This window comes from Halomonas alkalisoli (genome assembly GCF_021412585.1).
In the GTDB taxonomy this organism is placed as follows: domain Bacteria; phylum Pseudomonadota; class Gammaproteobacteria; order Pseudomonadales; family Halomonadaceae; genus Halomonas; species Halomonas alkalisoli.
This window is the reverse complement of the sequence record NZ_JAKCMI010000028.1, coordinates 183,734-203,956: the sequence shown is the minus strand read 5'-3', so window position 1 is coordinate 203,956 and position 20,223 is coordinate 183,734. Positions and strand designations below refer to the sequence as shown.

Annotated in this window: 19 protein-coding genes and 1 tRNA gene; 8 read left to right on the top strand and 12 right to left on the bottom strand. The window is 65.0% G+C overall.

Going from position 1 to position 20,223, the window contains the following annotated elements:
- Nucleotides 1-14 precede the first annotated feature (14 nt).
- The 12 genes from LY622_RS13490 to hemA all read right to left on the bottom strand — a co-directional run bounded on the left by LY622_RS13490 (nucleotide 15) and on the right by hemA (nucleotide 12,974).
- Complete coding sequence (locus tag LY622_RS13490; RefSeq protein WP_234281313.1) at nucleotides 15-851, bottom strand: ABC transporter permease subunit; 837 nt, start codon at nucleotides 849-851, stop codon at nucleotides 15-17.
- A gap of 3 nt (nucleotides 852-854) precedes the next feature.
- Nucleotides 855-1,763, bottom strand: coding sequence for an ABC transporter permease subunit (locus LY622_RS13485; RefSeq protein ID WP_234291355.1), 909 nt, complete (start codon nucleotides 1,761-1,763; stop codon nucleotides 855-857).
- Between the two features lie 56 nt (nucleotides 1,764-1,819).
- On the bottom strand, nucleotides 1,820-2,896 hold the full coding sequence (gene potA / locus LY622_RS13480) for a polyamine ABC transporter ATP-binding protein (protein WP_234291354.1): 1,077 nt from the start codon (nucleotides 2,894-2,896) through the stop codon (nucleotides 1,820-1,822).
- Between the two features lie 212 nt (nucleotides 2,897-3,108).
- Nucleotides 3,109-4,212: a polyamine ABC transporter substrate-binding protein gene (locus LY622_RS13475; protein WP_305038586.1), complete on the bottom strand. Its 1,104-nt coding sequence runs from the start codon at nucleotides 4,210-4,212 to the stop codon at nucleotides 3,109-3,111.
- 180 nt (nucleotides 4,213-4,392) lie between these two features.
- Nucleotides 4,393-5,739 (bottom strand): glutamine synthetase family protein, encoded by a 1,347-nt coding sequence (locus LY622_RS13470; protein WP_234291352.1) that lies wholly within the window; start codon nucleotides 5,737-5,739, stop codon nucleotides 4,393-4,395.
- Between the two features lie 35 nt (nucleotides 5,740-5,774).
- Nucleotides 5,775-7,067, bottom strand: coding sequence for an NAD(P)/FAD-dependent oxidoreductase (locus LY622_RS13465; protein WP_234291351.1), 1,293 nt, complete (start codon nucleotides 7,065-7,067; stop codon nucleotides 5,775-5,777).
- Between the two features lie 328 nt (nucleotides 7,068-7,395).
- A complete protein-coding gene (locus LY622_RS13460; RefSeq protein WP_234291350.1) occupies nucleotides 7,396-8,316 on the bottom strand; it encodes a LysR family transcriptional regulator in 921 nt (306 codons plus the stop codon).
- Nucleotides 8,317-8,326: 10 nt separating this feature from the next.
- On the bottom strand, nucleotides 8,327-9,076 hold the full coding sequence (locus LY622_RS13455) for a HesA/MoeB/ThiF family protein (protein WP_234291349.1): 750 nt from the start codon (nucleotides 9,074-9,076) through the stop codon (nucleotides 8,327-8,329).
- A gap of 5 nt (nucleotides 9,077-9,081) precedes the next feature.
- The gene (locus LY622_RS13450; protein ID WP_234281320.1) at nucleotides 9,082-9,582 is read right to left on the bottom strand and encodes an Lrp/AsnC ligand binding domain-containing protein; all 501 of its coding nucleotides are present in this window, start codon (nucleotides 9,580-9,582) and stop codon (nucleotides 9,082-9,084) included.
- Between the two features lie 187 nt (nucleotides 9,583-9,769).
- On the bottom strand, nucleotides 9,770-10,609 hold the full coding sequence (prmC, locus tag LY622_RS13445) for a peptide chain release factor N(5)-glutamine methyltransferase (RefSeq protein ID WP_234291348.1): 840 nt from the start codon (nucleotides 10,607-10,609) through the stop codon (nucleotides 9,770-9,772).
- Nucleotides 10,609-11,697, bottom strand: a complete 1,089-nt coding sequence (gene prfA, locus LY622_RS13440) for a peptide chain release factor 1 (protein ID WP_234291347.1) — start codon at nucleotides 11,695-11,697, stop codon at nucleotides 10,609-10,611. The genes prmC and prfA overlap by 1 nt, the downstream gene beginning before the upstream one ends.
- Nucleotides 11,698-11,708: 11 nt before the next feature.
- A complete protein-coding gene (gene hemA, locus LY622_RS13435; protein ID WP_234291346.1) occupies nucleotides 11,709-12,974 on the bottom strand; it encodes a glutamyl-tRNA reductase in 1,266 nt (421 codons plus the stop codon).
- A 237-nt stretch (nucleotides 12,975-13,211) separates the two neighbouring features.
- Between hemA and LY622_RS13430 the strand changes: the two genes are divergently transcribed.
- The 8 genes from LY622_RS13430 to LY622_RS13395 all read left to right on the top strand — a co-directional run bounded on the left by LY622_RS13430 (nucleotide 13,212) and on the right by LY622_RS13395 (nucleotide 20,222).
- Nucleotides 13,212-14,966 carry a tetratricopeptide repeat protein gene (locus tag LY622_RS13430; RefSeq protein ID WP_234291345.1) on the top strand — a complete coding sequence of 585 codons (1,755 nt, stop codon included), beginning with the start codon at nucleotides 13,212-13,214 and terminating at the stop codon, nucleotides 14,964-14,966.
- 53 nt (nucleotides 14,967-15,019) lie between these two features.
- Nucleotides 15,020-15,640 (top strand): lipoprotein insertase outer membrane protein LolB, encoded by a 621-nt coding sequence (lolB, locus tag LY622_RS13425; RefSeq protein WP_234291344.1) that lies wholly within the window; start codon nucleotides 15,020-15,022, stop codon nucleotides 15,638-15,640.
- Between the two features lie 3 nt (nucleotides 15,641-15,643).
- The gene (gene ispE / locus LY622_RS13420) at nucleotides 15,644-16,495 is read left to right on the top strand and encodes a 4-(cytidine 5'-diphospho)-2-C-methyl-D-erythritol kinase (RefSeq protein WP_234291343.1); all 852 of its coding nucleotides are present in this window, start codon (nucleotides 15,644-15,646) and stop codon (nucleotides 16,493-16,495) included.
- A 92-nt stretch (nucleotides 16,496-16,587) separates the two neighbouring features.
- Complete coding sequence (locus tag LY622_RS13415) at nucleotides 16,588-17,529, top strand: ribose-phosphate pyrophosphokinase (protein WP_234291342.1); 942 nt, start codon at nucleotides 16,588-16,590, stop codon at nucleotides 17,527-17,529.
- Between the two features lie 119 nt (nucleotides 17,530-17,648).
- Nucleotides 17,649-18,293 carry a 50S ribosomal protein L25/general stress protein Ctc gene (locus tag LY622_RS13410; RefSeq protein WP_234291341.1) on the top strand — a complete coding sequence of 215 codons (645 nt, stop codon included), beginning with the start codon at nucleotides 17,649-17,651 and terminating at the stop codon, nucleotides 18,291-18,293.
- Nucleotides 18,294-18,376: 83 nt separating this feature from the next.
- On the top strand, nucleotides 18,377-18,961 hold the full coding sequence (pth, locus tag LY622_RS13405; protein WP_234281328.1) for an aminoacyl-tRNA hydrolase: 585 nt from the start codon (nucleotides 18,377-18,379) through the stop codon (nucleotides 18,959-18,961).
- A 39-nt stretch (nucleotides 18,962-19,000) separates the two neighbouring features.
- Complete coding sequence (ychF, locus tag LY622_RS13400) at nucleotides 19,001-20,092, top strand: redox-regulated ATPase YchF (RefSeq protein WP_234291340.1); 1,092 nt, start codon at nucleotides 19,001-19,003, stop codon at nucleotides 20,090-20,092.
- Between the two features lie 53 nt (nucleotides 20,093-20,145).
- Nucleotides 20,146-20,222 (top strand) — tRNA-Met (locus LY622_RS13395).
- Nucleotide 20,223 lies beyond the last annotated feature (1 nt).

The window sequence follows — 20,223 nt, the reverse complement described above, 5'->3', positions numbered from 1 at the left end:
TCACATAAAAAAATTTATCGGCCTGCCGTCATATCCTGCAGCATCGCCTGTCGCCGCTTGGCCTCACTGCGGCGCATGAAGTACCAGGCGAGGAAGGTGGCCAGCGACACGGCCAGTATGATCAATGTGGCCAGCGCATTGATCTTGGGTGACACACCCAGGCGCACCGAGGAAAACACCACCATGGGCAGGGTCGTGGCGCCGGGACCGGAAACGAAGCTGGCGATCACCAGGTCATCCAGCGACAGGGTGAAGGCCAGCAGCCAACCCGCCGCCAGCGCCGGCGAGATCACCGGCAGCGTGATGTGAAAGAAGGTTTTCACCGGCCCCGCGCCAAGGTCCATGGCCGCCTCCTCGATGGAGAGGTCCACCTCGCGCAGCCGGGACGCCACCACCACCGCCACGTAGGCGCTGCAGAAGGTGGTGTGGGCGATCCAGATGGTGACCATGCCACGGTCTGCCGGCCAGCCGACCATCTGCGCCATGTGAACGAACAGCAGCAGCAGCGACAGGCCGGTGATCACCTCGGGCATGACCAACGGCGCGGTCACCATGCTGGAGAGCACCGTCTTGCCCCGAAAACGCGAGAACCGCGTCATCACGAAGGCCGCCAGGGTCCCCAGGCACACCGCCATGGAAGCCGAGAAGAAGGCGATGCGCAGGCTGGTCCAAACGGCCGCCAGGATCTGCCGGTCGCGAAACAGCTCGATGTACCAGCGGCCGGAGAATCCGGCCCATACCGTCACCAGCCGCGACGAGTTGAAGGAGTAGATCACCAGGATGACCATCGGCAGGTAGAGGAACAGCAGGCCGACGATCAGCATCACCGTGGTGAAGGATGGCTTACGCATGGCTCACTCCTCCAGCTCACGGGATTGATAACGGTGAAAGAGGGCGATGGGAATGATCAGGATCGCCAGCATCACCATGGCCAGCGCCGAGGCCACCGGCCAGTCGCGGTTGTGGAAGAACTCCTCCCACAGCACCTTGCCGATCATCACGGTGTTGGGCCCCCCCAGCAGCTCGGGTATCACGTACTCCCCCACGGCAGGAATGAAGACCAGCATGGAGCCGGCGACGATACCGCCCTTGGACAGCGGCAGGGTCACCTTGAAGAAGGTGTTCAGCTTGCGTGAGCCGAGATCCGACGCCGCCTCGAGCAGGGAGCCATCGAGGCGGGTGAGGTTGGCGTATAGCGGCAGCACCATGAACGGCAGGTAGGCATAGACGATACCCAGGATCACCGCGAAATTGGTGTTGAGCATGCGAATCGGCGAATCGATCCAACCAAGCCATATCAACGAGTTGTTGATCAGCCCGTTGTTGCTGAGGATGCCCATCCAGGCGTAGACCCGGATCAAAAACGAGGTCCAGGAGGGCAGCATCACCAGCAGCAGCAGTACCAGCTGCCAGCGCATGGGGGCCCGGGCCATGGCGTAGGCCATGGGGTAACCCAGCAGCAGGCAGAGTACCGTGGCCAGCAGGGCGATCTTCACCGAGCCCCAATAGGCGGAGATATAGAGCGTATCCGTGGTCAGGAAGAGGTAGTTGCTGAAGGTGAGGACGATGTTCAGCGTCTCATGGCCGTAGTCGAGTATCGCACTGTACGGCGGTATCGAGATCGCCGCCTCCGAGAGGCTGATCTTGAACACGATGCCGAAAGGCAGCAGGAAGAACAGCGTCAGCCACAGCAACGGCACGGCGATGACCCAGCCGCGACGGGGCTTGAACAGCCGTCGCAGGCGAACCAGGTTGTCGGACATGGAAATCTCCCCATGGCACGGCCTTGTCGCAACAAGGCGCGTCGGAATTCGCGGTCTCAGTCGTGGAGAATCACGGCACTCAGCTCGTCCCAGTGGACATAGACCGGTTCGTCCCACTTCGGCCGGTCGCCGCGACGCTCGGTATTGGTCATGCTGGCCTTGACCAGATGCCCGCCCTCGGTGCGCACGAAGTACACCGAGAAGCCGCCCAGGTAGGCGATATCCTCTACGGTGCCGGCGGCCCAGTTGTAGTCGCCGGCGGGGCGCTCCCGGGTCAACCAGGTCTTCTCGGGACGAATCCCGACCCAGACACTGCGCTCGTCGGCCTGGGTGCTCACGCCATGGCCGATGCGGATCTGCCGGCCCAACTCCGGGCTGTCGATGATGCAGTGGTCGGCCTCGTCGGCGACGATCTCACCGGCGAAGAGGTTCACCGTGCCCACGAACTCGGCCACCATACGGCTCGCCGGGCTCTCGTAGACGTCCATGGGGGTGCCCACCTGGGCGATCCAGCCATCCGTCATGATCGCTACCCGGTCGGCCATGGTCATGGCCTCCTCCTGGTCGTGGGTCACCATGATGCAGGTGACGCCGACGCGCTCCAGGATCTGGACCACTTCCAGCTGCATCTCGGTGCGCAGCTTCTTGTCCAGCGCTCCCATGGGCTCGTCGAGCAACAGCAGCTTGGGTCGCTTGGCCAGCGAGCGGGCCAGCGCCACGCGCTGCCGCTGGCCGCCCGACAACTGGTGCGGCTTGCGCCGGGCGAACGCCTCCATGTGCACCAGCTTGAGCATTTCCGCCACGCGCTGGGTGATCTCATCCTTCTTCAGGCGATCCTGCTTGAGACCGAAGGCGATGTTCTGCTCCACGCTCATATGCGGGAACAGGGCATAGGACTGGAACATCATGTTGATCGGCCGCTCATAGGGCGGCATGGTCGAGATGTCCTCGCCGTCCAGGATGATCTCGCCCTCGCTGGGTTTCTCGAAGCCCGCCAGCATGCGCAGCAGGGTCGACTTGCCCGACCCCGAGCCACCCAGCAGGGCGAATATCTCCCCTCGTCGAATGGAGAGGGAGACATCGTCCACCGCCAGGGCGCCATCGAAGCGCTTGCTGACCCGGCGGATCTCCATCAGTGCTTCCCCGGGGGCAGGCCGCGGCCTGCCGGAGGCGGAAGGGGCCGACGACGGCTGTCCGGAAGTCAGTGTTCCAGCAGAATCAAATTCGGAAGACACGGGCTCGGTGCGTCGAGCCCGGTCCATGGCGCGCGGCTGGGGTTGCGGCATCGCAGCGTCTCCTGGCAGCCAGTCGGAGGTAGCCGGCCCGGGCGGGCCGGCGTGTCGCATCAGATACCCGACTTCACCCGGTTCCAGGTACGGGTACGGACGCGCTGAACGGCCAGGGGCTTCTCTTCCGCCACATAGAGATTGTCCATCACCTCCTGGTCGGGATAGATGGAGGTATCGTTGAGAATATCCGGATCGAGAAACTCGTTGGCGGCCACGTTGGGGTTGGCATAGACGACGTATTCGGTGATCGCGGCTGCGATCTCGGGCTCGAGGATGAAATTGATGAAGGCGTGGGCGTTGTCGGGGTTCGGTGCGTCGGCGGGAATCGCCATCATGTCGAACCACAGCGCCGCGCCCTCCTTGGGGATCGAGTAGGCGATGGTGAAGTCGCGGCCGGCTTCCTCGGCGCGGTCGGCGGCCTGGAAGATGTCGCCGGAGTAGCCAGCCGCCACGCAGATATCGCCGTTGGCCAGGTCCGAGATATAGCGCGAGGAGTGGAAGTAGGTGATGTTGTCACGCACGGCGGCGATAAGGTCACCCGCCGCCTCGAGGTCCGCCGTCTCCTCGGAGAGCGGGGAGAGTCCCAGATAGGCCATGGCCGGCGAGAGCATCTCGTCGCCCGAGTCGAGCATGGAGATGCCGCAGCCACCCTCCTTCAGCGCGGTGGTGACCTCGGGGTCGAAGATCAATGCCCAGGAATCCACCGGGGCGTCCTCACCGAGAATCGCCTCGACCCGCTCGACGTTGTAGCCGATGCCGTTGGTACCCCACATGTAGGGAATGGAGTGGCGGCTACCCGGGTCGATGGACTCCAGGTCGTCCATCAGTTCGGGGTTGAGGTTGACCATGTTGGGTAGCTTGTCGTGGTCCAGCTCCCGATAGACGCCGGCACTGACCTGGCGTGTCAGATAATGGTTGGACGGCACTACCACGTCATAGCCGGAGCGCCCCGAGAGCATGGCGGCGTCGAGCACCTCGTTGCTGTCGTAGACGTCGTAGACCACCCGAATGCCGGTAGCCTCGGTGAACTTCTCGAGGGTGTCGGGGGCGATATAGTCCGACCAGTTGTAGACCCGCACTTCGTTGGCATGAGCCGCGCCGGTCATCAACGCCAGGGAGGCCGCAGCAACGGCCAGGGAAAGCTTGCTTTGTCGGGACATCATGACACCTCTTTCGCTGTTGTTATTCACTTGGTTTCGTTGATACCCGGCATCCCCTTCGCCGGGGCCCTCCAGCATGTTGCCGCTCTTCCTCACGAGTCAGACGATAGGCTGTCAGCAGACCAGCCTGAGCGGTGACATCGTCTTCCTACCCATTGCTCTTGCGATGGCTCGGCCGCTTCAGACGCTGAGCAGCAGGAACTCCCTTTCCCAGGAACTGATCACCTGCTTGAAATTCTCGTTCTCCACCCGCTTTACCGCCACATAGCCGGTTACGAAGCGATGGCCCATGTAACGCTCCAGCTCCGCACAGTGCTCCATCCTTTCCAGCGCCTGCTCGAGGGTGAAGGGCAGGCGCATGTTGCGACGCTCGAACGCCCGCCCTTGCACCGGCGCCGACGGGTTCAGCCCCTGCTCCATGCCGAGGTAGCCGCACAGCAGACTGGCGGCAATGGCCAGGTAGGCGTTGGCATCGGCGCCGGGAAGGCGGTTCTCGATGCGCCGGTTCTGTGGCGTGGAGTCGGGGACGCGCAGTCCGCAGGTGCGGTTCTCCTCACCCCATTCGACGTTGACCGGCGCCGAGGTATCCGGCAGGAAACGGCGGAAGGAGTTGACGTTGGGCGCCATCAGCGGCAACGCCTCGGGGATGAAACGCTGCAGACCGCCGATATGGTGCAGGAACAGCTGGCTCATGGAGCCGTCGTCGTTGGAAAAGACGCTGCGGCCCGTGGTGGCGTCGAGCACGCTCTGATGGATATGCATGGCGCTGCCCGGCTCATTGGTGATCGGCTTGGCCATGAAGGTGGCCGCCACGTCATGCTTGAGCGCCGCTTCCCGCAGTGTCCGCTTGAAGAGGAAGATCTGGTCCGCCAGCATCAGCGGGTCGCCGTGACGGAAGTTGATCTCCATCTGGGCGGTGCCCTCTTCATGGATCAGGGTATCGATATCCAGCCCCTGGGCCTCGCACCAGTCATACATGTCCTCGAACAGCGGATCGAACTCGTTGGCCGCATCGATGGAAAAGGATTGCCGGCCGGTCTCCTGCCGCCCGCTGCGGCCGATAGGCGGCTGGAGCGGCAGGTCAGGGTCTTCGCATCGCTTGGTGAGATAGAACTCCATTTCCGGCGCCACCACCGGCTTCCAGCCCCTCTCGGCATAGAGGGCCAGCACCCGCTTGAGCTGGTTGCGACAGGAGAGTTCGATGGGGTTGCCCATCTTGTCATAGCAGTCGTGTATCACCTGGGCCGTGGGCTCCAGCGCCCAGGGCACCGGATAGACGGCCGAGATGTCGGGCTTGCATATCATGTCGATATCGGCGGGATCGAGCAGCGAGTAGTAGAGGTCATCCTCCACATAGTCGCCGGTCACGGTCTGCAGCAGTACGCTTTCGGGCAAACGCATGCCCTTCTCTGCCATGAACTTCGAAACGGGGGTGATCTTGCCTCGGGCAATCCCGGTGATATCGCTGACCAGGCACTCCACCTCGGTGATGCGCCGTTCCTTGAGCCAGCTCTCTAGATCTTTCATGGAAACCTCATTTCCGCCCCGTTTCGGGCTGATGGTTATAGTCGGTCACGCAGTTTGTAGAAGGTAGTCGCCAGCACCAGCAGCGGCGTTCGCAGCCAGCCGCCACCGGGGAAGCGCCGATGCGGCATGGCGGCGAAGAGATCGAACCGCTCGCTCTGATCGGCAATGGCATCGCTCATCAACTGCCCGGCGAGGCCAGCCAGGGCCATGCCGTGGCCGGAGTAGCCCTGGGCGTAGTAGAGGTTATGCCCGATACGGCCGAAGTCCGGCGCCCGGTTTAGGGTAATGGCCACATCGCCTCCCCAGCGATAGTCGATCGCCACGCCCTCCAGCACGGGAAACAGCCGTGCGATCTTGGCGTCCATTCGCTCGCGCAGGCCGCGCGGCTCACGGCCATCGTAGCTCACCTCGCCGCCATAGATCAGCCGCCGATCGGCAGAGAGACGATAGTAATCGAGCACGAAGTTGGCATCGGCCAGGGCATCGTTGCGTGGCAGCACCGAGGCGGCCTGCGCTTCGCTCAGGGGAGCTGTCGCCACCATGTAGTTGGCGGCGCGCATCGTCCGGCCATTCAGCTCTGGCACCAGTCCCCCCAGGTAGGCATTGGCGGCCACCACCACGAAGTCGGCGGTGATGCTGCCGCCATCGGTTTCCACCCGCGCCGGCTGCCCCCGCCGGATGCTTAGCGCCCTGCTATCTTCGTGAATCGTTACCCCGGCACGCTGCGCGGCACGCGCCAGCCCCAGCGTATAGTTCAGCGGGTGCAGGTGGCCGCCCTCCCCCTCGTACAGGGCGCCGGGATAGGCGTCGGTCACCACCCGCTCACGCAATGCCGGGCCCTCGAGCCAGGCCATGTCCGTATAACCGTAATCGCGGGCCATGCGCTCCCGAAACGCCTGCAGCTCGCGCACATGGCGCGGCTTGACGGCGGCGTGCAGGAAGCCCCAGGCCAGGTCGCAGGGAATGGCATGACGCTCGACGAGACCCGCCGTGAGCCGAACCGCTTCACGGCTCATCTCCCAGATGGCGCGGGCTCGTTCGAGTCCCAGCACTTGCTCCACGGTGGTGATATCGGTGCCCAGGCCCGGAAGGATCTGGCCGCCGCTGCGCCCCGAGGCACCGTAGCCAATCGCCTGCGCTTCCAGCAGGCGTACCGAATAGCCCCGTTCGGCCAGGTGCAGTGCCGCCGAGCAGCCGGTTACGCCACCGCCGATCACACAGACATCGGCCCGCTGGTCGCCTTCCAGCGGCGGACAGGCCTCCAGGCCTACCGCCACCGTATCGCGGTAATAGGATGCCGGGATGTCGAGCGTAGTGGCAGCAGCCATGAAACCGGTCCTTGCACTGATGGGGCCGGGATCAGCCGGCATGACGAGCGATGATTAGCCTCTGGTTGAGCCGCATTGGCGTCCAGACCATGCCTCTAGTCTGGCACCAAACCCGCAGACCATGTCAAGTATTCAATAACGAAAAACGTCAACACACAATCACCAGCACCTGCTTGCGCGGCATAATAATCGTCTTTTATAGCGCATATAGAGCATGAAACGCCGTGACCGCAGGAGAAGCTGGAGGGGATAGATTGTCAAGAAATCACCATCAAACGGGCACGTCGGGCCTGGCAAGCAGGAGCGGGACCGGTGTGGCGACGACCCGCTAGCCATGACGCCCCACGGAGGCCAGAAAGACCTCGAGCACCCGGTGAGGGCGACGGTCTCGGCGGGTGATCGTGACCAGGGGAATGGGATAGGTGCAGGTTTCGGGGCAGAGCGCCCGCAAGCGCCCCGCCGCGACCCAGGGTTCGGCCAGGTGATCGGGCAGGTAGCCGATATAGCAACCGGTCAGGATGAGAAAGACCGCGCCCTCGCGGTCCGAGGCCGTGGCGGTACCCTTCAGCCTGGCATGGGCCTGGCGGGCCGTCTCGGGCAGCGGGTAAGCGGGCAGCACCGCCTCGTGAGCGGCCAGCACCGCCTCGTCCAGCGCCTCGTCCCGTCGATGAAAGAGCGGGTGACGGTCGGCGCAGTAGAGGCGCAACGTTTCGTCATAGAGCGGCCGTGCATCGACGCTGGCCGGCAGGTTGACCTCCGGGACGACGCCCACATGCAGGCGGGCATCCAGCACGCCCTGGGCGATACTGTCCGGTGCCTCCATGTGGATATTGATGCGCACGTCCGGCCCCTGTGCCTTGAGGTCGGCCAGGGCATCAGTCACGTGCATCCGCGGCATGCTGACCAGGTTGTCGGTCAGGCCGATGTTGAGCTCGCCACGCAGGTTCCGATGCAGCCCGTTGACCTCGGTACGAAAGGTCTCAAGCGCCGACAGCAGCGTCAGGGTCGCCTCGAAGACCTGGCGCCCCTCCTCGGTGAGAGAGAAGCCGCCGCGTCCCCGCTGGCACAGCTTCAGCCCCAGGCGCTTCTCGAGGTCGCTCATGTGCTGGCTGATCGCCGGCCGACTGATACCAAGCGCCGACTCCGCGGCGGAAAAGCCACCACACTCCACCACGGCCTTGAAGACACGAACCAGGCGAATATCGAAATCGCTGACCTGCCCCAGCTTCAGCCCCGACCGGTCGACCATGAGCGAATCCTCAGCGCGAGGCGCATACCGGACAGGCGGGGTCCCGCGGCACCTGGAAATGGCGCCACTGGCCGCTCATGCCATCGAAGGTGGAAAGCCCGCGATGCGGGGTGCCGGCACCGCTGAGCAGCTTGACCGCTTCCAGCGCCTGAAAGCAGCCGATCAGCCCCACCAGGGGTGCCACGACGCCATTCTCGGCGCAGCGAAGCGCCTCGTCGTCGCCCTCTCCGGGGGGATAGAGGCAGGCATAGCAGGGGCTTGCCGGGTCACGGGGATCGAACACCGCCAGCTGTCCGGAGAAACGGATCGCCGCACCGGACACCAGCGGCTTTCCCGCCTTGTGGCTGGCGGCGTTGATGGCATAGCGGCTGGAAAAGCGGTCGGTACAGTCGAGCACCAGATCCACCGCGGCCACGGCGTCGTCCATGGCCGCCCCCTCCAGGTGCTGCGTCACCACGGTGATGTCGCAGCCGGGATTGAGTGCCAGTGCCGACTCGCGTGCCGACTCGGCCTTGTTGCGCTCGAGATCGCCCATGCCGTGAGCGATCTGGCGCTGCAGGTTGGAGAGCTCAACGCTGTCGGCATCGGCCAGGGTGAGATGCCCCACCCCGGCGGCGGCAAGATAGAGCGCCACCGGCGAGCCCAGGCCACCGGCACCCACCACCAGCACCCGGGATGACAGCAGCCGCTCCTGGCCGCCGATATCGATCGACTCCAGCATGATCTGGCGGCTGTAACGCAGCAGCTGGTTATCGTCCATCGCCATCACTTGCCTTCGAGCTCCTCGATGTCGGGTACGTAGATGGAGAACTCCTCCTTGACCTCTTCCATGACCACGTAACTCTTGGACTCCTTGACTCCCGGGAGGGTCAGCACCACGTCGCCAAGCAGCTGGCGATAGGCCGCCATTTCCGGGATCCGGCACTTGAGGATGTAGTCGAACTGCCCCGATACCAGATGACACTCCTGGATCTGGGGCAGCCTTGCCACGGCCCGGCGAAACTCGTCGAATACCGCAGGGGACTGGGTCTCCAGGCTTATCTCGACGAACACCAGCAGATTGGCCTTGAGGGCCCTGGGGTCGAGAACGGCCTTGTAGCCGCGGATGACCCCGGCCTTCTCGAGCCGCTTGACGCGCTCCAGGCACGGGGTGGTGGAGAGTCCGACCTGGGCGGCCAGGTCGACATAGGAGATGCGGGCGTTCTCCTGCAGGCAGCGCAGGATATTGAGGTCGATACGGTCGAGCGAGCGGGTTTTGGCTTTCATTATCGTATTTGGCAAACCGGATCAGGATGAAGGGATGATGTCGCCATGCCGGTGGATCCACCCAAGAATCAGCGGCTATGAAGCACACTAAGGGTGTAGTGACATGGAATCACGACGACAATCGGAAATATTTCCTGAATAGATGTACCACAGCACGCTCCCCCCCTCCAGTGGAGAACCCTCAACGTTATTCCCCCACGCGCCCGAGCGTCACCCGCGGCTGGCCCGACAAATCATGGTGGCTGGCGACCTCGTGATACCCGGCCGCCTGCAGCAGCTGTCGAACGCGTTCGGCCTGGTCGTGCCCATGCTCCATGGCCAGCCAGCCACCCGGGCACAGATAGCGCATGGCCGAGTCGATCAGGCGACGCAGATCGGCCAGCCCATCCTCCCCCGCCACCAGCGCGCTGGCGGGCTCGAAGCGAACGTCGCCCAGCATGAGATGAGGATCGCTCTCCGCGATGTAGGGCGGGTTGGCGACGATCAAGTCGAAGCACTCAGCGGTCAGGGAGGAAAACCAGTCGCTGACCAGGAAGCGAGCGTTGGCGATGTTCAAGCTCTCGGCATTGGCCGTGGCGAGTGCCACCGCCTCCTCTACCCGGTCGACCCCGGTTACCTGCCAGCCGGGCCGTTCACTGGCAAAGGCCAGCGCAATGGCCCCGGTGCCGGTACCCAGGTCCAGCAACCGCCCCTCGGCAGTGGGAGCCAGCTCCAGCGCGATCTCTACCAGGGTCTCGGTATCGGGACGCGGGATCAGGGTATGCGACGAAGTGGAAAGGGCCAAACCCCAGAACTCGCGCTCACCGATCAGGTAGGCGACGGGATGTCCCTCGGCCCGGGCCGCCACCAAGGCTTCGAACCGGGCTCGCTCGTAAACCGGAGCCGCCCTGTCGCCCCAGGTATAGAGCCAGGTACGGTCGACGCCCAGCACATGGCCCAGCAGCACCTCGGCATCCAGCCGCGGGCTGGTCGAGCCCGCTTCGGAAAGCCGCGCCGCAGCGCGACCAAGAAGGCTGTCGATGTTCATCAGGCCTCCTGCTGCAGCGCCGCGAGCTGCTCGGCCTGGTGCTCGTGAATCAGCGGCTCGATGACTTCGTCGAGCTCGCCGGCCATCACTTCGCCGAGCTTGTACAGGGTGAGGTTGATACGGTGATCGGTCAGCCGCCCCTGGGGAAAGTTGTAGGTGCGAATCCGCTCGCTGCGATCCCCCGAACCCACCAGCGAACGGCGCGTATCGGCCTGTTCGCGGCGCTGGCTGTCCTGGGCGCTCTGCTTGAGCCTGGCGGCCAGCAGCGACATCGCCTTGGCGCGGTTCTTGTGCTGGCTGCGCTCTTCCTGGCATTCGACCACCACGCCGGTGGGCAGGTGGGTGAGGCGGATCGCCGAGTCGGTGGTATTGACGTGCTGTCCCCCGGCCCCGCTGGAGCGGAAGGTATCCACACGCAGGTCGGCCGGGTTGATATCCACGTCACCCACCGTGTCGGCCTCGGGCATCACCGCCACCGTGCAGGCGGAGGTGTGGATACGGCCCTGGGATTCCGTGGCCGGCACGCGCTGCACCCGATGGGCGCCGGATTCGAACTTGAGGCGGGCATAGACCCCCTCGCCCTTGAACCGAGAGATGACCTCCTTGTAGCCACCCTGCTCACCGTGGCTGGCGCTGACCACCTCCACTTTCCAGCCACGCTTCTCGGCATAGCGGGAGTACATGCGAAACAGATCGCCGGCAAACAGCGCCGCCTCGTCGCCACCGGTGCCGGCACGCACCTCGAGGAAGACGCTGCGGCCATCGTCCGGGTCCCGGGGCACCAGCAGCTGCTTGAGCCGGACTTCCAGCGCCGCCAGACGCTCCCGCCCCTCCACCAGCTCCATCTCGGCGAGCTCGCGCATCTCGGCATCACTGTCGCCGGCCAGATGTTCGGCATCCTCCAGCTCACCTTCGACGACCCGATAGTCGCGCCAGGCATCGACGAGAGGCTCGAGCTCGGAATATTCCCGGGAGTAGTCGCGAAACCGCGTCTGATCGGTAATCACCTCGGGCTCCGCCAGCAGGGCGGCGAGCTCCTCGAAGCGCTCGACGAAGGCGTCGAGTCGCTGGCGCAGGGTCGCTTTCATGGCGTTTCCTGTCAGGGTTTTGTTGATGGGGGATCAAGCAGCAGCGCTTCGGCCGCCGCCAGCAGGTCGCGGCGTTCACTGCCCGAGGCTTCACGCAGGGCGACCGTTGGCCGATGCAGCAGTCGATTGGTGAGCTGATGCGCAAGAATGCGGATCACCTCTTCCGGGTCGTCGCCACGGGCCAGCCGGGCCATTGCCTGTTGCTCCGAGCGCTTGCGCAGCTCGGCGGCCTCATCGCGATAGCGTCGGATCAACTCGCCGCCGCCCCGGATACGCCGCTCGTGGAGCCACACGCTGACGCCATGCTCGATCAGCGACTCGGCCTGGTCTGCCGCGGCCTGGCGATGGCGCCTGTTCTCCTGAATCACCTCATTGAGGTCATCCACGGTATAGAGGAAGACGTCGTCCAGGTCACCCACTTCCGGCTCGATATCCCGCGGCACGGCGATATCGACCATGAAGATCGGCCGGTGGCGGCGCTTCTTGAGTGCCCGCTCCGCCATGCCCTTGCCGAGGATCGGCAGCGGGGCCGCGGTAGACGAGATGACGATATCCGAACGTACCAGTGCATCGGGGATCTCGTTGAGGGAGATCGCCTCGGCATTGAACTCCCGGGCCAGCACTTCGGCCCGCTCACGGGTACGATTGGCGACGATCATGTTGCGCACACCCGCCTCGCGGAGATGGCGCGCCACCAGCTCGATGGTTTCGCCGGCGCCGATCAACAGCGCCCGGGAGCGACCGAAATCGTCGAATATCCGGCTGGCCAGGCTGACCGCCGCATAGGCGACCGACACCGGATTCTGGCCGATGCCGGTGCGCGTGCGAACCTGCTTGGCCACCGAAAAGGTGTGCTGGAACAGCAACTCCAGCTCGCCGCCCAGTCCGCTGGCCAGACGCGCCGACTGGTAGGCTTCCTTGAGCTGACCGAGAATCTGCGGCTCGCCCAGCACCATCGAATCGAGCCCCACGGCTACCCGCATCAAATGACGGGCGGCATCGTTGTCGAGATAGTGATAGGCACAGGAGGTCAGGTCATCCACCGGCAGCCCATGAAAATGGCTCAGCCAGTCGAGAATCAGCCGCTCGCCGCTGGACTCGGTGACGCAATAGAGTTCGGTGCGGTTGCAGGTCGACAGCACGGCGGCTTCGCGCACCTGCGGGACATTGCGCAGCTCGCCGAGCGCCGACTCCAGTTGGGTAGGCGTAAAGGCAACCCGCTCGCGTACCGCGACGGTGGCTGTCTTGTGGTTGATTCCAAGGGCAAGAAGCGTCATGCGTTAAGCGTCTTCGCGTGGTGTCGTCAGGCGGTACCGAAACAGGCAAAATCCACCGCTGGTGGCGCTGCATTCTACCACAGCCTTCCATCCTCGGCGCCATGTACACCCTGGCGACAATTGACGTACGACAAGGGGGGTGTCGTTTCGCTGACCTTGGCCGACATTGGAGTCGATCCCTTTGCCCACCGGGCCTGAGTCGGTATGCTGGCAGCTGGCATCCTGGACGAGACACGCATGCCCCCGATCCTGACACGCTTCATTCGCCATGGAATGGCGACCCTTGGCCTTGCCGCCCTGCTGACCGGCTGCCAAGGCATGCCACTGGCCCACTTGATGCCGGACCTTGACGATCCGCTCGATTCCGCCCCGCCCATCGAGCGGGGGCTGGATGCCGAGGGGTTCTCCACGCTGCTGGTGGCAGAACTCTCCGGCCAGCGCGGCGACTACCGCCGCGCCGCCCGCGGCTACCTGGCGATGGCCGAACGCTACCAGGCCGCGGAGCTGGCCGAGCGCGCCACCCTGGCGGCCCGCTTCAGCAATGATCCCCTGCTGCTCGAGGAGACGGTGGAGCGTTGGCACCAGCTTTCGCCGACGGCCGAGGCGCCGCTTCGCCTGCTGGCGGGGCTGGCTCTGCAGCGGGGTGACTGGGTAGGCGCCCTGGAGAAACGGCTGCTGCTGGTAGAGCAGGGCGCTCATGGCGAACTCACCCTGCTCATGGAACTGGCGCTGGATGCCGGGGTTCCCCCCCTCCCCCTGCGCGAGCGCATGGGCGAGCACCTCAGTCGACCCGGCGGCAGCGACCACCCGCACTACCATGATGCGGTACTGGCCATGGCGATACTCGAGGCCGCCACAGGGCAATCACAGCGAGCCGAGACCCGGCTAGACGCCCTGGCTCGGGATCACTCGGAGCTGCCGGCACTGTGGATGACCCGTGCCCGCCTGGCGCTGGGCGACGGGAATATCGCCCAGGCCCGGGACGCTGCCCGCCGCGGCCTGGAAGTGTCGCCAGACGATCCCCGGTTCCTGCTGCTGCTGGCCCAGACCGAACTGCAGCTTGGCAATGTGGCCGCCGCCGAGGCGCACACCGACACCCTGCTCGAGGAACATGAGGGCAACCAGGAGCTCCGCACGACGCTGGCCAGCCTGTTCCTGGAGGATGGTCACTTCGAAGCCGCCCGCCGAGTGCTGCTGCCCTTGGTGAGCGGTGAGCAGCCGCCGCCCACGGCGTTCTACCTCCTCGGCGCCATTGCCGAGCAAGAGGGTGAAGTCGATAACGCCCTGCTCTATTACCGCCAGGTGGCATCGGGTGACGACTTCCTCCGGGCTCGCCTGCGCGCGGCCCGCATGTTGATCGAGGATGACCGCCTGCTGGACGCCCGCGCCTTCCTGCGCATCGAGCGGCTGCGCCACGACGACCATTTCAACGACCTGGTCATGCTGGAGGTCGAGCTGCTGGACCAAGCCGGGATGACGGCGGAAGCCGACGCCCTGCTCGACCGGGAGCTGGCCCGCACCCCCAACGACGAGCAACTGCTCTACCTGCGCGCCATGCGTGCCTGGGCGGAAGGAGACATCGAGGCCATGGAGCGCGACCTGGGTCGCATCATCGAGCGCGACCCCGATAACGCCACGGCCCTCAATGCGCTGGGCTATACCCTGGCCGACCTGAACATCGAGGGCCGGCTGGAGGAAGCCCGGGAGCTGATCGAGCGGGCCCATGAGATCGAGCCGGGCAATGCCGCCATCATGGACAGCCTGGGCTGGGTCCACTTCCGCCTCGGCGACCCGGAGCGCGCCCTGCCCTGGCTGGAGCGCGCCTACGCCGCCATGCCCGACCAGGAGATTGCCGCCCATCTCGCCGAGGTGCTGTGGGTGCTCGAGCGCCAAGACGACGCCCGCGCCCTGGTCAACGAGGCGCTGCAACGTTTCAACGAGCATCCCGTGGTCGACGACCTGCTTGAACGCATTCCCGAGTTGACACCCTGATCGCTACCGTTATTTTCCTTTCCCAGCCACGCACCCGCTGACGAGACACTGCCATGACGCTCCACGCCAATGCCCTGCGACTCTTGCTTACGAGCCTGGCCTTGATGCTGCTGGCCGGCTGCGCCGCCCCCATGCCCGCCCCTGACTCCGATCGTGCAGCGGGCCAGTGGGAGGCCCAGCAGGAACGCCTCGAGACCCTCGACACCTGGATACTGGCCGGCAAGGCCGGGCTTCGCACCCCCCAGGAGAACACCAGCGCCAACCTCGACTGGAGCCAGCACCCCCACTACTATCGCATCCTGATCAGCGGCCCCTTCGGCAGCGGCCGCAACACGCTGGAGGGTCGCGAAGGCCGCTTCTCGCTGACCACCTCCGAGGGACGTTTCGAAGCCGAGACCCCCGAGGCGCTACTGCAACAACAGTTGGGCTGGACCCTGCCGGTCAGTTCGCTCTCCGACTGGATTCGCGGCCTGCCTGCGGAGCACAGCCAATACCACATCGACCACGATGAACTCGGTTTCCCCCGCCGCCTCGAGCAGGATGGCTGGGAGATCGACTACCGCGACTGGACCCTGGTCGAATCGCTGTGGCTGCCGCGCCGCATGATCATGGAGTACGGCGAGCTGCGCGTGACCCTGGTGGTCACCGACTGGCGTCCCGTCCTCGACGACTGATCCATGACGGCGACGCTGAACCTGCCGGCACCGGCCAAGCTCAACCGGATGCTTCACATTGTCGGTCGACGAGCCGATGGCTACCATGAGCTGCAGACGCTGTTCCAGTTTCTCGACTACGGCGACACGCTGCAGTTGACCCGGCGCGACGATGGCGGCATTACCCTGACACCGGCCGTGGACGGCATCCGTAGCGAAGAGAACCTCATCGTACGGGCGGCCAGGCTGTTGCAGGACGAGACCGGCTGCCGCCTCGGCGCCGACATCCACCTGACCAAGCGCCTGCCCATGGGTGGCGGCCTGGGCGGCGGCAGCTCGGACGCCGCCACGACGCTGCTGGGGCTCGACCGGCTATGGGGCCTGGACCTCGGTGAGGAGCGGCTGGCCGCCATGGGCCTGGCCTTGGGTGCCGATGTACCGGTTTTCGTCCGCGGCCGCTCTGCCTGGGCTGAAGGCGTCGGCGAACGGCTGACCCCGGTGACCCTGGACACCCCCTGTTTCGTGGTGATCCACCCGGGGGTCGCCGTCGCCACCGCGGCGGTGTTCGGCGCCGCGCAATTGACACGTGATACCCCCCCGATTACCATGGCGCGCGCACTGCAGGGGGGAGCGCCCAGTTGGCACAATGACTGCGAGCCGACGGTCCGGTCACTCTATCCGCCAGTGGCGGAAGCCCTTGACTGGCTGGGCAGGCGCGCACCGACCATGCTGACGGGAACCGGTGCCTGCGTCTTCGCCCGGGTAGAGACCGACGCGGAGGCGAAGCGCATCGTGGCCGACCTGCCCAGCCGCTTCATGGCATTCACGGCGCGCGGCCTCAACCTCTCCCCGCTACATGCTGCTCTGGGCCGCTGATCGTGCCAGGGTCACGAACTGCCGGCCGTTGCGGACGAGGTGCCGAACCGATGAGTCCCGAGAGCCCCCCAACACTGCATAGGTGGATGCGCGTGTCAAAATTGATGGTTTTTGCCGGGAATGCCAATCCCGAACTCGCCCAGAAGATCGCCGAGAGTCTGGACACCCGCATGGGTAACGCTACGGTCGGGCAGTTCAGCGACGGCGAAATCGCGGTCGAGATCAACGAGAACGTTCGCGGCAAGGACGTCTTCATCCTGCAGTCCACCTGCGCGCCGACCAACGACAACCTGCTCGAGCTGATTCTCATGGTGGACGCCCTGCGCCGGGCTTCCGCCACGCGAATCACCGCCGTGGTGCCCTACTTCGGCTACGCCCGCCAGGATCGCCGTGTCCGCTCCGCCCGCGTGCCGATCTCCGCCAAGGTGGTCGCCGACATGATGGTCAAGGCTGGCGTCGACCGGGTGATGACCATGGACCTGCATGCCGACCAGATCCAGGGCTTCTTCGACGTGCCGGTGGACAACGTCTACGGCTCGCCGATCCTGCTCGACGACATCGAGCGCCAGAACTACGATGATCTGGTGGTTGTCTCCCCCGACGTAGGCGGCGTGGTCCGCGCCCGCGCCATCGCCAAGCAGCTCAATGCCGATCTCGCCATCATCGACAAGCGCCGTCCCCAGGCCAACCAGGCCCAGGTGATGCATATCATCGGCGAGATCGAGAACCGTACCTGCGTGGTGGTCGACGACATGATCGATACCGCCGGCACCCTGTGCAAGGCCGGTGAGGCGCTCAAGGCCCATGGCGCTCGCCGCGTGGTGGCCTACGCCACCCACCCGATCCTCTCCGGCCCTGCAGTGGACAACATCGCCGGGTCGGTGCTCGACGAAGTGGTCGTCACCGATACCATCCCGCTGTCCGACGTGGCTCGCCGTAGCGGCAAGATCCGCCAGCTCAGCGTAGCCGGCCTGATCGCCGAGGCGATTCGTCGTGTCAGCAATGAAGAATCCGTCAGCGCCATGTTCCACTGAGTCTCAGCGACTTTCAGCAAGAACAGGGCGTCGGAAAAGTGCCCCACGGGGCTTTCGGAAACACGGTGGTCAGGTCGCGGGCCGCCGTGATTTCCTTATCTCAAGCAAGAGGCAACATCATGTCCGATTTCACTCTCAATGCCAGCGTTCGCAACGACCTGGGGAAAGGTGCGAGCCGCCGCCTGCGTCGTGAGAACCTCCAGGTGCCGGCCATCATCTATGGTGGCGAACAGGCTCCGCAGCCGATCTCCGTCGAGAAGGCCGCCTTCTACAAGGCCGTCGAAGACGAAACCTTCTTCTCCTCGGTGCTCAACCTGGTCGTCGACGGCAAGAAGCAGCAGGTCGTCGTGCGCGACCTGCAGCGTCACCCGTACAAGCCGCTGATCACCCATGCCGACTTCCTGCGCGTGGACGCCACCCACGAGATCACCATTCGCGTGCCGCTGCATGTCGTGGGCGAAGAGAAGTCCAAGGGCATCAAGGACGACGGTGGCGAGCTGCACGTGCTCTCCAACGAGATCGAGATCAGCTGCCTGCCCAAGGACCTGCCCGACTTCCTGGAAGTCGACATCTCCGAGGTCGAGCTGGGCACTACCCTGCACCTCTCCGACCTCAAGGTGCCGGCCGGCGTGACGCTGGTCGAGCTCTCCTACGGCGCCGACCACGACAACGCCGTGCTGACCATCAGCAAGCCCAAGGTGCGCGGTGAAGATACCGAAGGCGAGGAAGGTGAAGGCGAGGAAGGCGAAGGCGCGGCCGAATAACCGGCCCTGTCGGGGCCGCCCTGTGGCGGCCCCTTCCCGACCCGACCAAGCGCTACGGCGCTTGTTTTTTTTGGAGACCCCGCATGCCCCAGGTGAAAGCGATCATCGGGCTGGGCAATCCCGGTGGCGACTATGCAGAGACCCGTCACAATGCCGGCGCCTGGCTGGTGGAAATCCTGGCACGCCAGGCCGGCACCGAGCTGCGTCCGGAAAAGAAGTTTCTGGGCCTCTATGCCAAGGTAAGTCTCGAGGGACAGGAGCTTCACCTGCTCGAACCCACGACCTTCATGAATCGCAGCGGCGCCGCCGTGGCGGCCCTGTGCCAGTTCTACAAGATCGCTCCCGACGAACTGCTGGTGGCCCATGACGAGCTGGACATCCCCCCCGGCGCGGCCCGCTACAAGCAGGGCGGCGGCCACGGTGGACACAACGGCCTGCGCGATATCATCAGCGCCCTTGGGAACGACAGGAACTTCCATCGCCTGCGCATCGGCATCGGCCATCCCGGCGATTCACGCCAGGTCACCAACTACGTTCTGGGCCGTCCCGGCAAGGCCGAGCTCGGTGCCATCGGCGGTGCCATCGGTGAATGCCTGGCTACCCTGCCGCTGGCCGTCGCCGGCGACTGGGCCCGCGCCATGAGCCGGCTGCACAGCTTCAAGGGCTGACCCCGACGCCATTTTCGCCATTACTTTCAGGACATCATCATGGGTTTCAACTGCGGTATCGTCGGCCTGCCCAACGTCGGCAAGTCCACCCTCTTCAACGCCCTGACCAAGTCCGGCATCGATGCCGAGAACTTCCCCTTCTGCACCATCGAGCCCAATGTCGGCATCGTGCCGATGCCGGACCCACGCCTCGATGCGCTGGCCGCCATCGTCAAGCCGCAGAAGGTCCTGCCCACCACCATGGAGTTCGTGGACATCGCCGGCCTGGTGGCGGGCGCCTCCAAGGGCGAGGGCCTGGGCAACAAGTTCCTGGCCAACATCCGCGAGACCCAGGCCATCGCCCATGTGGTGCGCTGCTTCGACAACGACAACGTCATCCACGTGGCCAACCAGGTCGACCCACGGGCCGACATCGAGATCATCAACATGGAGCTGGCCCTGGCCGACCTCGATACCGTGGAGCGGGCCATCCAGCGCCTGGTGCGTGTCGCCAAGGGCGGCGACAAGGAGGCCATCGCCACCAAGGCCATCCTGGAGCGCATTCAGCCCCACCTGGCGGAAGGCCAGCCGCTGCGCAGCTTCGGCCTCGACGATGACGAGCAGCGCCAGCTCAAGAGCTTCGGCTTCCTCACGCTCAAGCCGACCATGTACATCGCCAACGTCAACGAGGACGGCTTCGAGGACAATCCCTACCTCGACGTGGTGCGTGAGATCGCCGCCGAGGAAGACGCCGTGGTGGTGCCGGTGTGCAACCAGCTGGAGGCGGAGATCGCCGAGCTCGACGACGAGGAACGCGCCATGTTCCTCGACGAGATGGGCATGGAGGAGCCGGGGCTCGACCGGGTGATCCGCGCCGGCTACGGCCTGCTCGGCCTGCAGACCTATTTCACCGCCGGGGTGAAGGAAGTCCGCGCCTGGACGGTCAAGGTGGGCGCCACCGCCCCGGAAGCCGCCGGGGTGATCCATACCGACTTCCAGAAGGGTTTCATCCGCGCCGAGGTCATCGCCTATGACGACTTCGTCACCCTCGGCGGCGAGCAGGGCGCCAAGGATGCCGGCAAATGGCGCCTGGAAGGCAAGGAGTATGTGGTCAAGGATGGCGATGTGATCCACTTCCGCTTCAATGTGTAACCACAAACCTTGACCTGCCGGAGGCGAATCCGTAAACTTCGCCTCCGTTGAATGGCTACGTAGCTCAGCTGGTTAGAGCACATCACTCATAATGATGGGGTCCCCTGTTCGAATCAGGGCGTAGCCACCAA

Excerpts from the sequence above, each read along its gene's own strand:
- prfA (WP_234291347.1), bottom strand. The coding sequence starts at position 11,697 with ATGAAAGCGACCCTGCGCCAGCGACTCGACGCCTTCGTCGAGCGCTTC.
- LY622_RS13460 (WP_234291350.1), bottom strand. The coding sequence starts at position 8,316 with ATGGTCGACCGGTCGGGGCTGAAGCTGGGGCAGGTCAGCGATTTCGAT.
- ychF (WP_234291340.1), top strand. The coding sequence starts at position 19,001 with ATGGGTTTCAACTGCGGTATCGTCGGCCTGCCCAACGTCGGCAAGTCC.
- prmC (WP_234291348.1), bottom strand. The coding sequence starts at position 10,609 with ATGAACATCGACAGCCTTCTTGGTCGCGCTGCGGCGCGGCTTTCCGAA.
- LY622_RS13470 (WP_234291352.1), bottom strand. The coding sequence starts at position 5,739 with ATGAAAGATCTAGAGAGCTGGCTCAAGGAACGGCGCATCACCGAGGTG.
- potA (WP_234291354.1), bottom strand. The coding sequence starts at position 2,896 with ATGGAGATCCGCCGGGTCAGCAAGCGCTTCGATGGCGCCCTGGCGGTG.
- LY622_RS13430 (WP_234291345.1), top strand. The coding sequence starts at position 13,212 with ATGCCCCCGATCCTGACACGCTTCATTCGCCATGGAATGGCGACCCTT.
- LY622_RS13485 (WP_234291355.1), bottom strand. The coding sequence starts at position 1,763 with ATGTCCGACAACCTGGTTCGCCTGCGACGGCTGTTCAAGCCCCGTCGC.
- LY622_RS13455 (WP_234291349.1), bottom strand. The coding sequence starts at position 9,076 with ATGGACGATAACCAGCTGCTGCGTTACAGCCGCCAGATCATGCTGGAG.
- LY622_RS13450 (WP_234281320.1), bottom strand. The coding sequence starts at position 9,582 with ATGAAAGCCAAAACCCGCTCGCTCGACCGTATCGACCTCAATATCCTG.
- lolB (WP_234291344.1), top strand. The coding sequence starts at position 15,020 with ATGACGCTCCACGCCAATGCCCTGCGACTCTTGCTTACGAGCCTGGCC.
- pth (WP_234281328.1), top strand. The coding sequence starts at position 18,377 with ATGCCCCAGGTGAAAGCGATCATCGGGCTGGGCAATCCCGGTGGCGAC.
- LY622_RS13490 (WP_234281313.1), bottom strand. The coding sequence starts at position 851 with ATGCGTAAGCCATCCTTCACCACGGTGATGCTGATCGTCGGCCTGCTG.
- ispE (WP_234291343.1), top strand. The coding sequence starts at position 15,644 with ATGACGGCGACGCTGAACCTGCCGGCACCGGCCAAGCTCAACCGGATG.
- LY622_RS13465 (WP_234291351.1), bottom strand. The coding sequence starts at position 7,067 with ATGGCTGCTGCCACTACGCTCGACATCCCGGCATCCTATTACCGCGAT.
- LY622_RS13475 (WP_305038586.1), bottom strand. The coding sequence starts at position 4,212 with ATGTCCCGACAAAGCAAGCTTTCCCTGGCCGTTGCTGCGGCCTCCCTG.
- hemA (WP_234291346.1), bottom strand. The coding sequence starts at position 12,974 with ATGACGCTTCTTGCCCTTGGAATCAACCACAAGACAGCCACCGTCGCG.
- LY622_RS13410 (WP_234291341.1), top strand. The coding sequence starts at position 17,649 with ATGTCCGATTTCACTCTCAATGCCAGCGTTCGCAACGACCTGGGGAAA.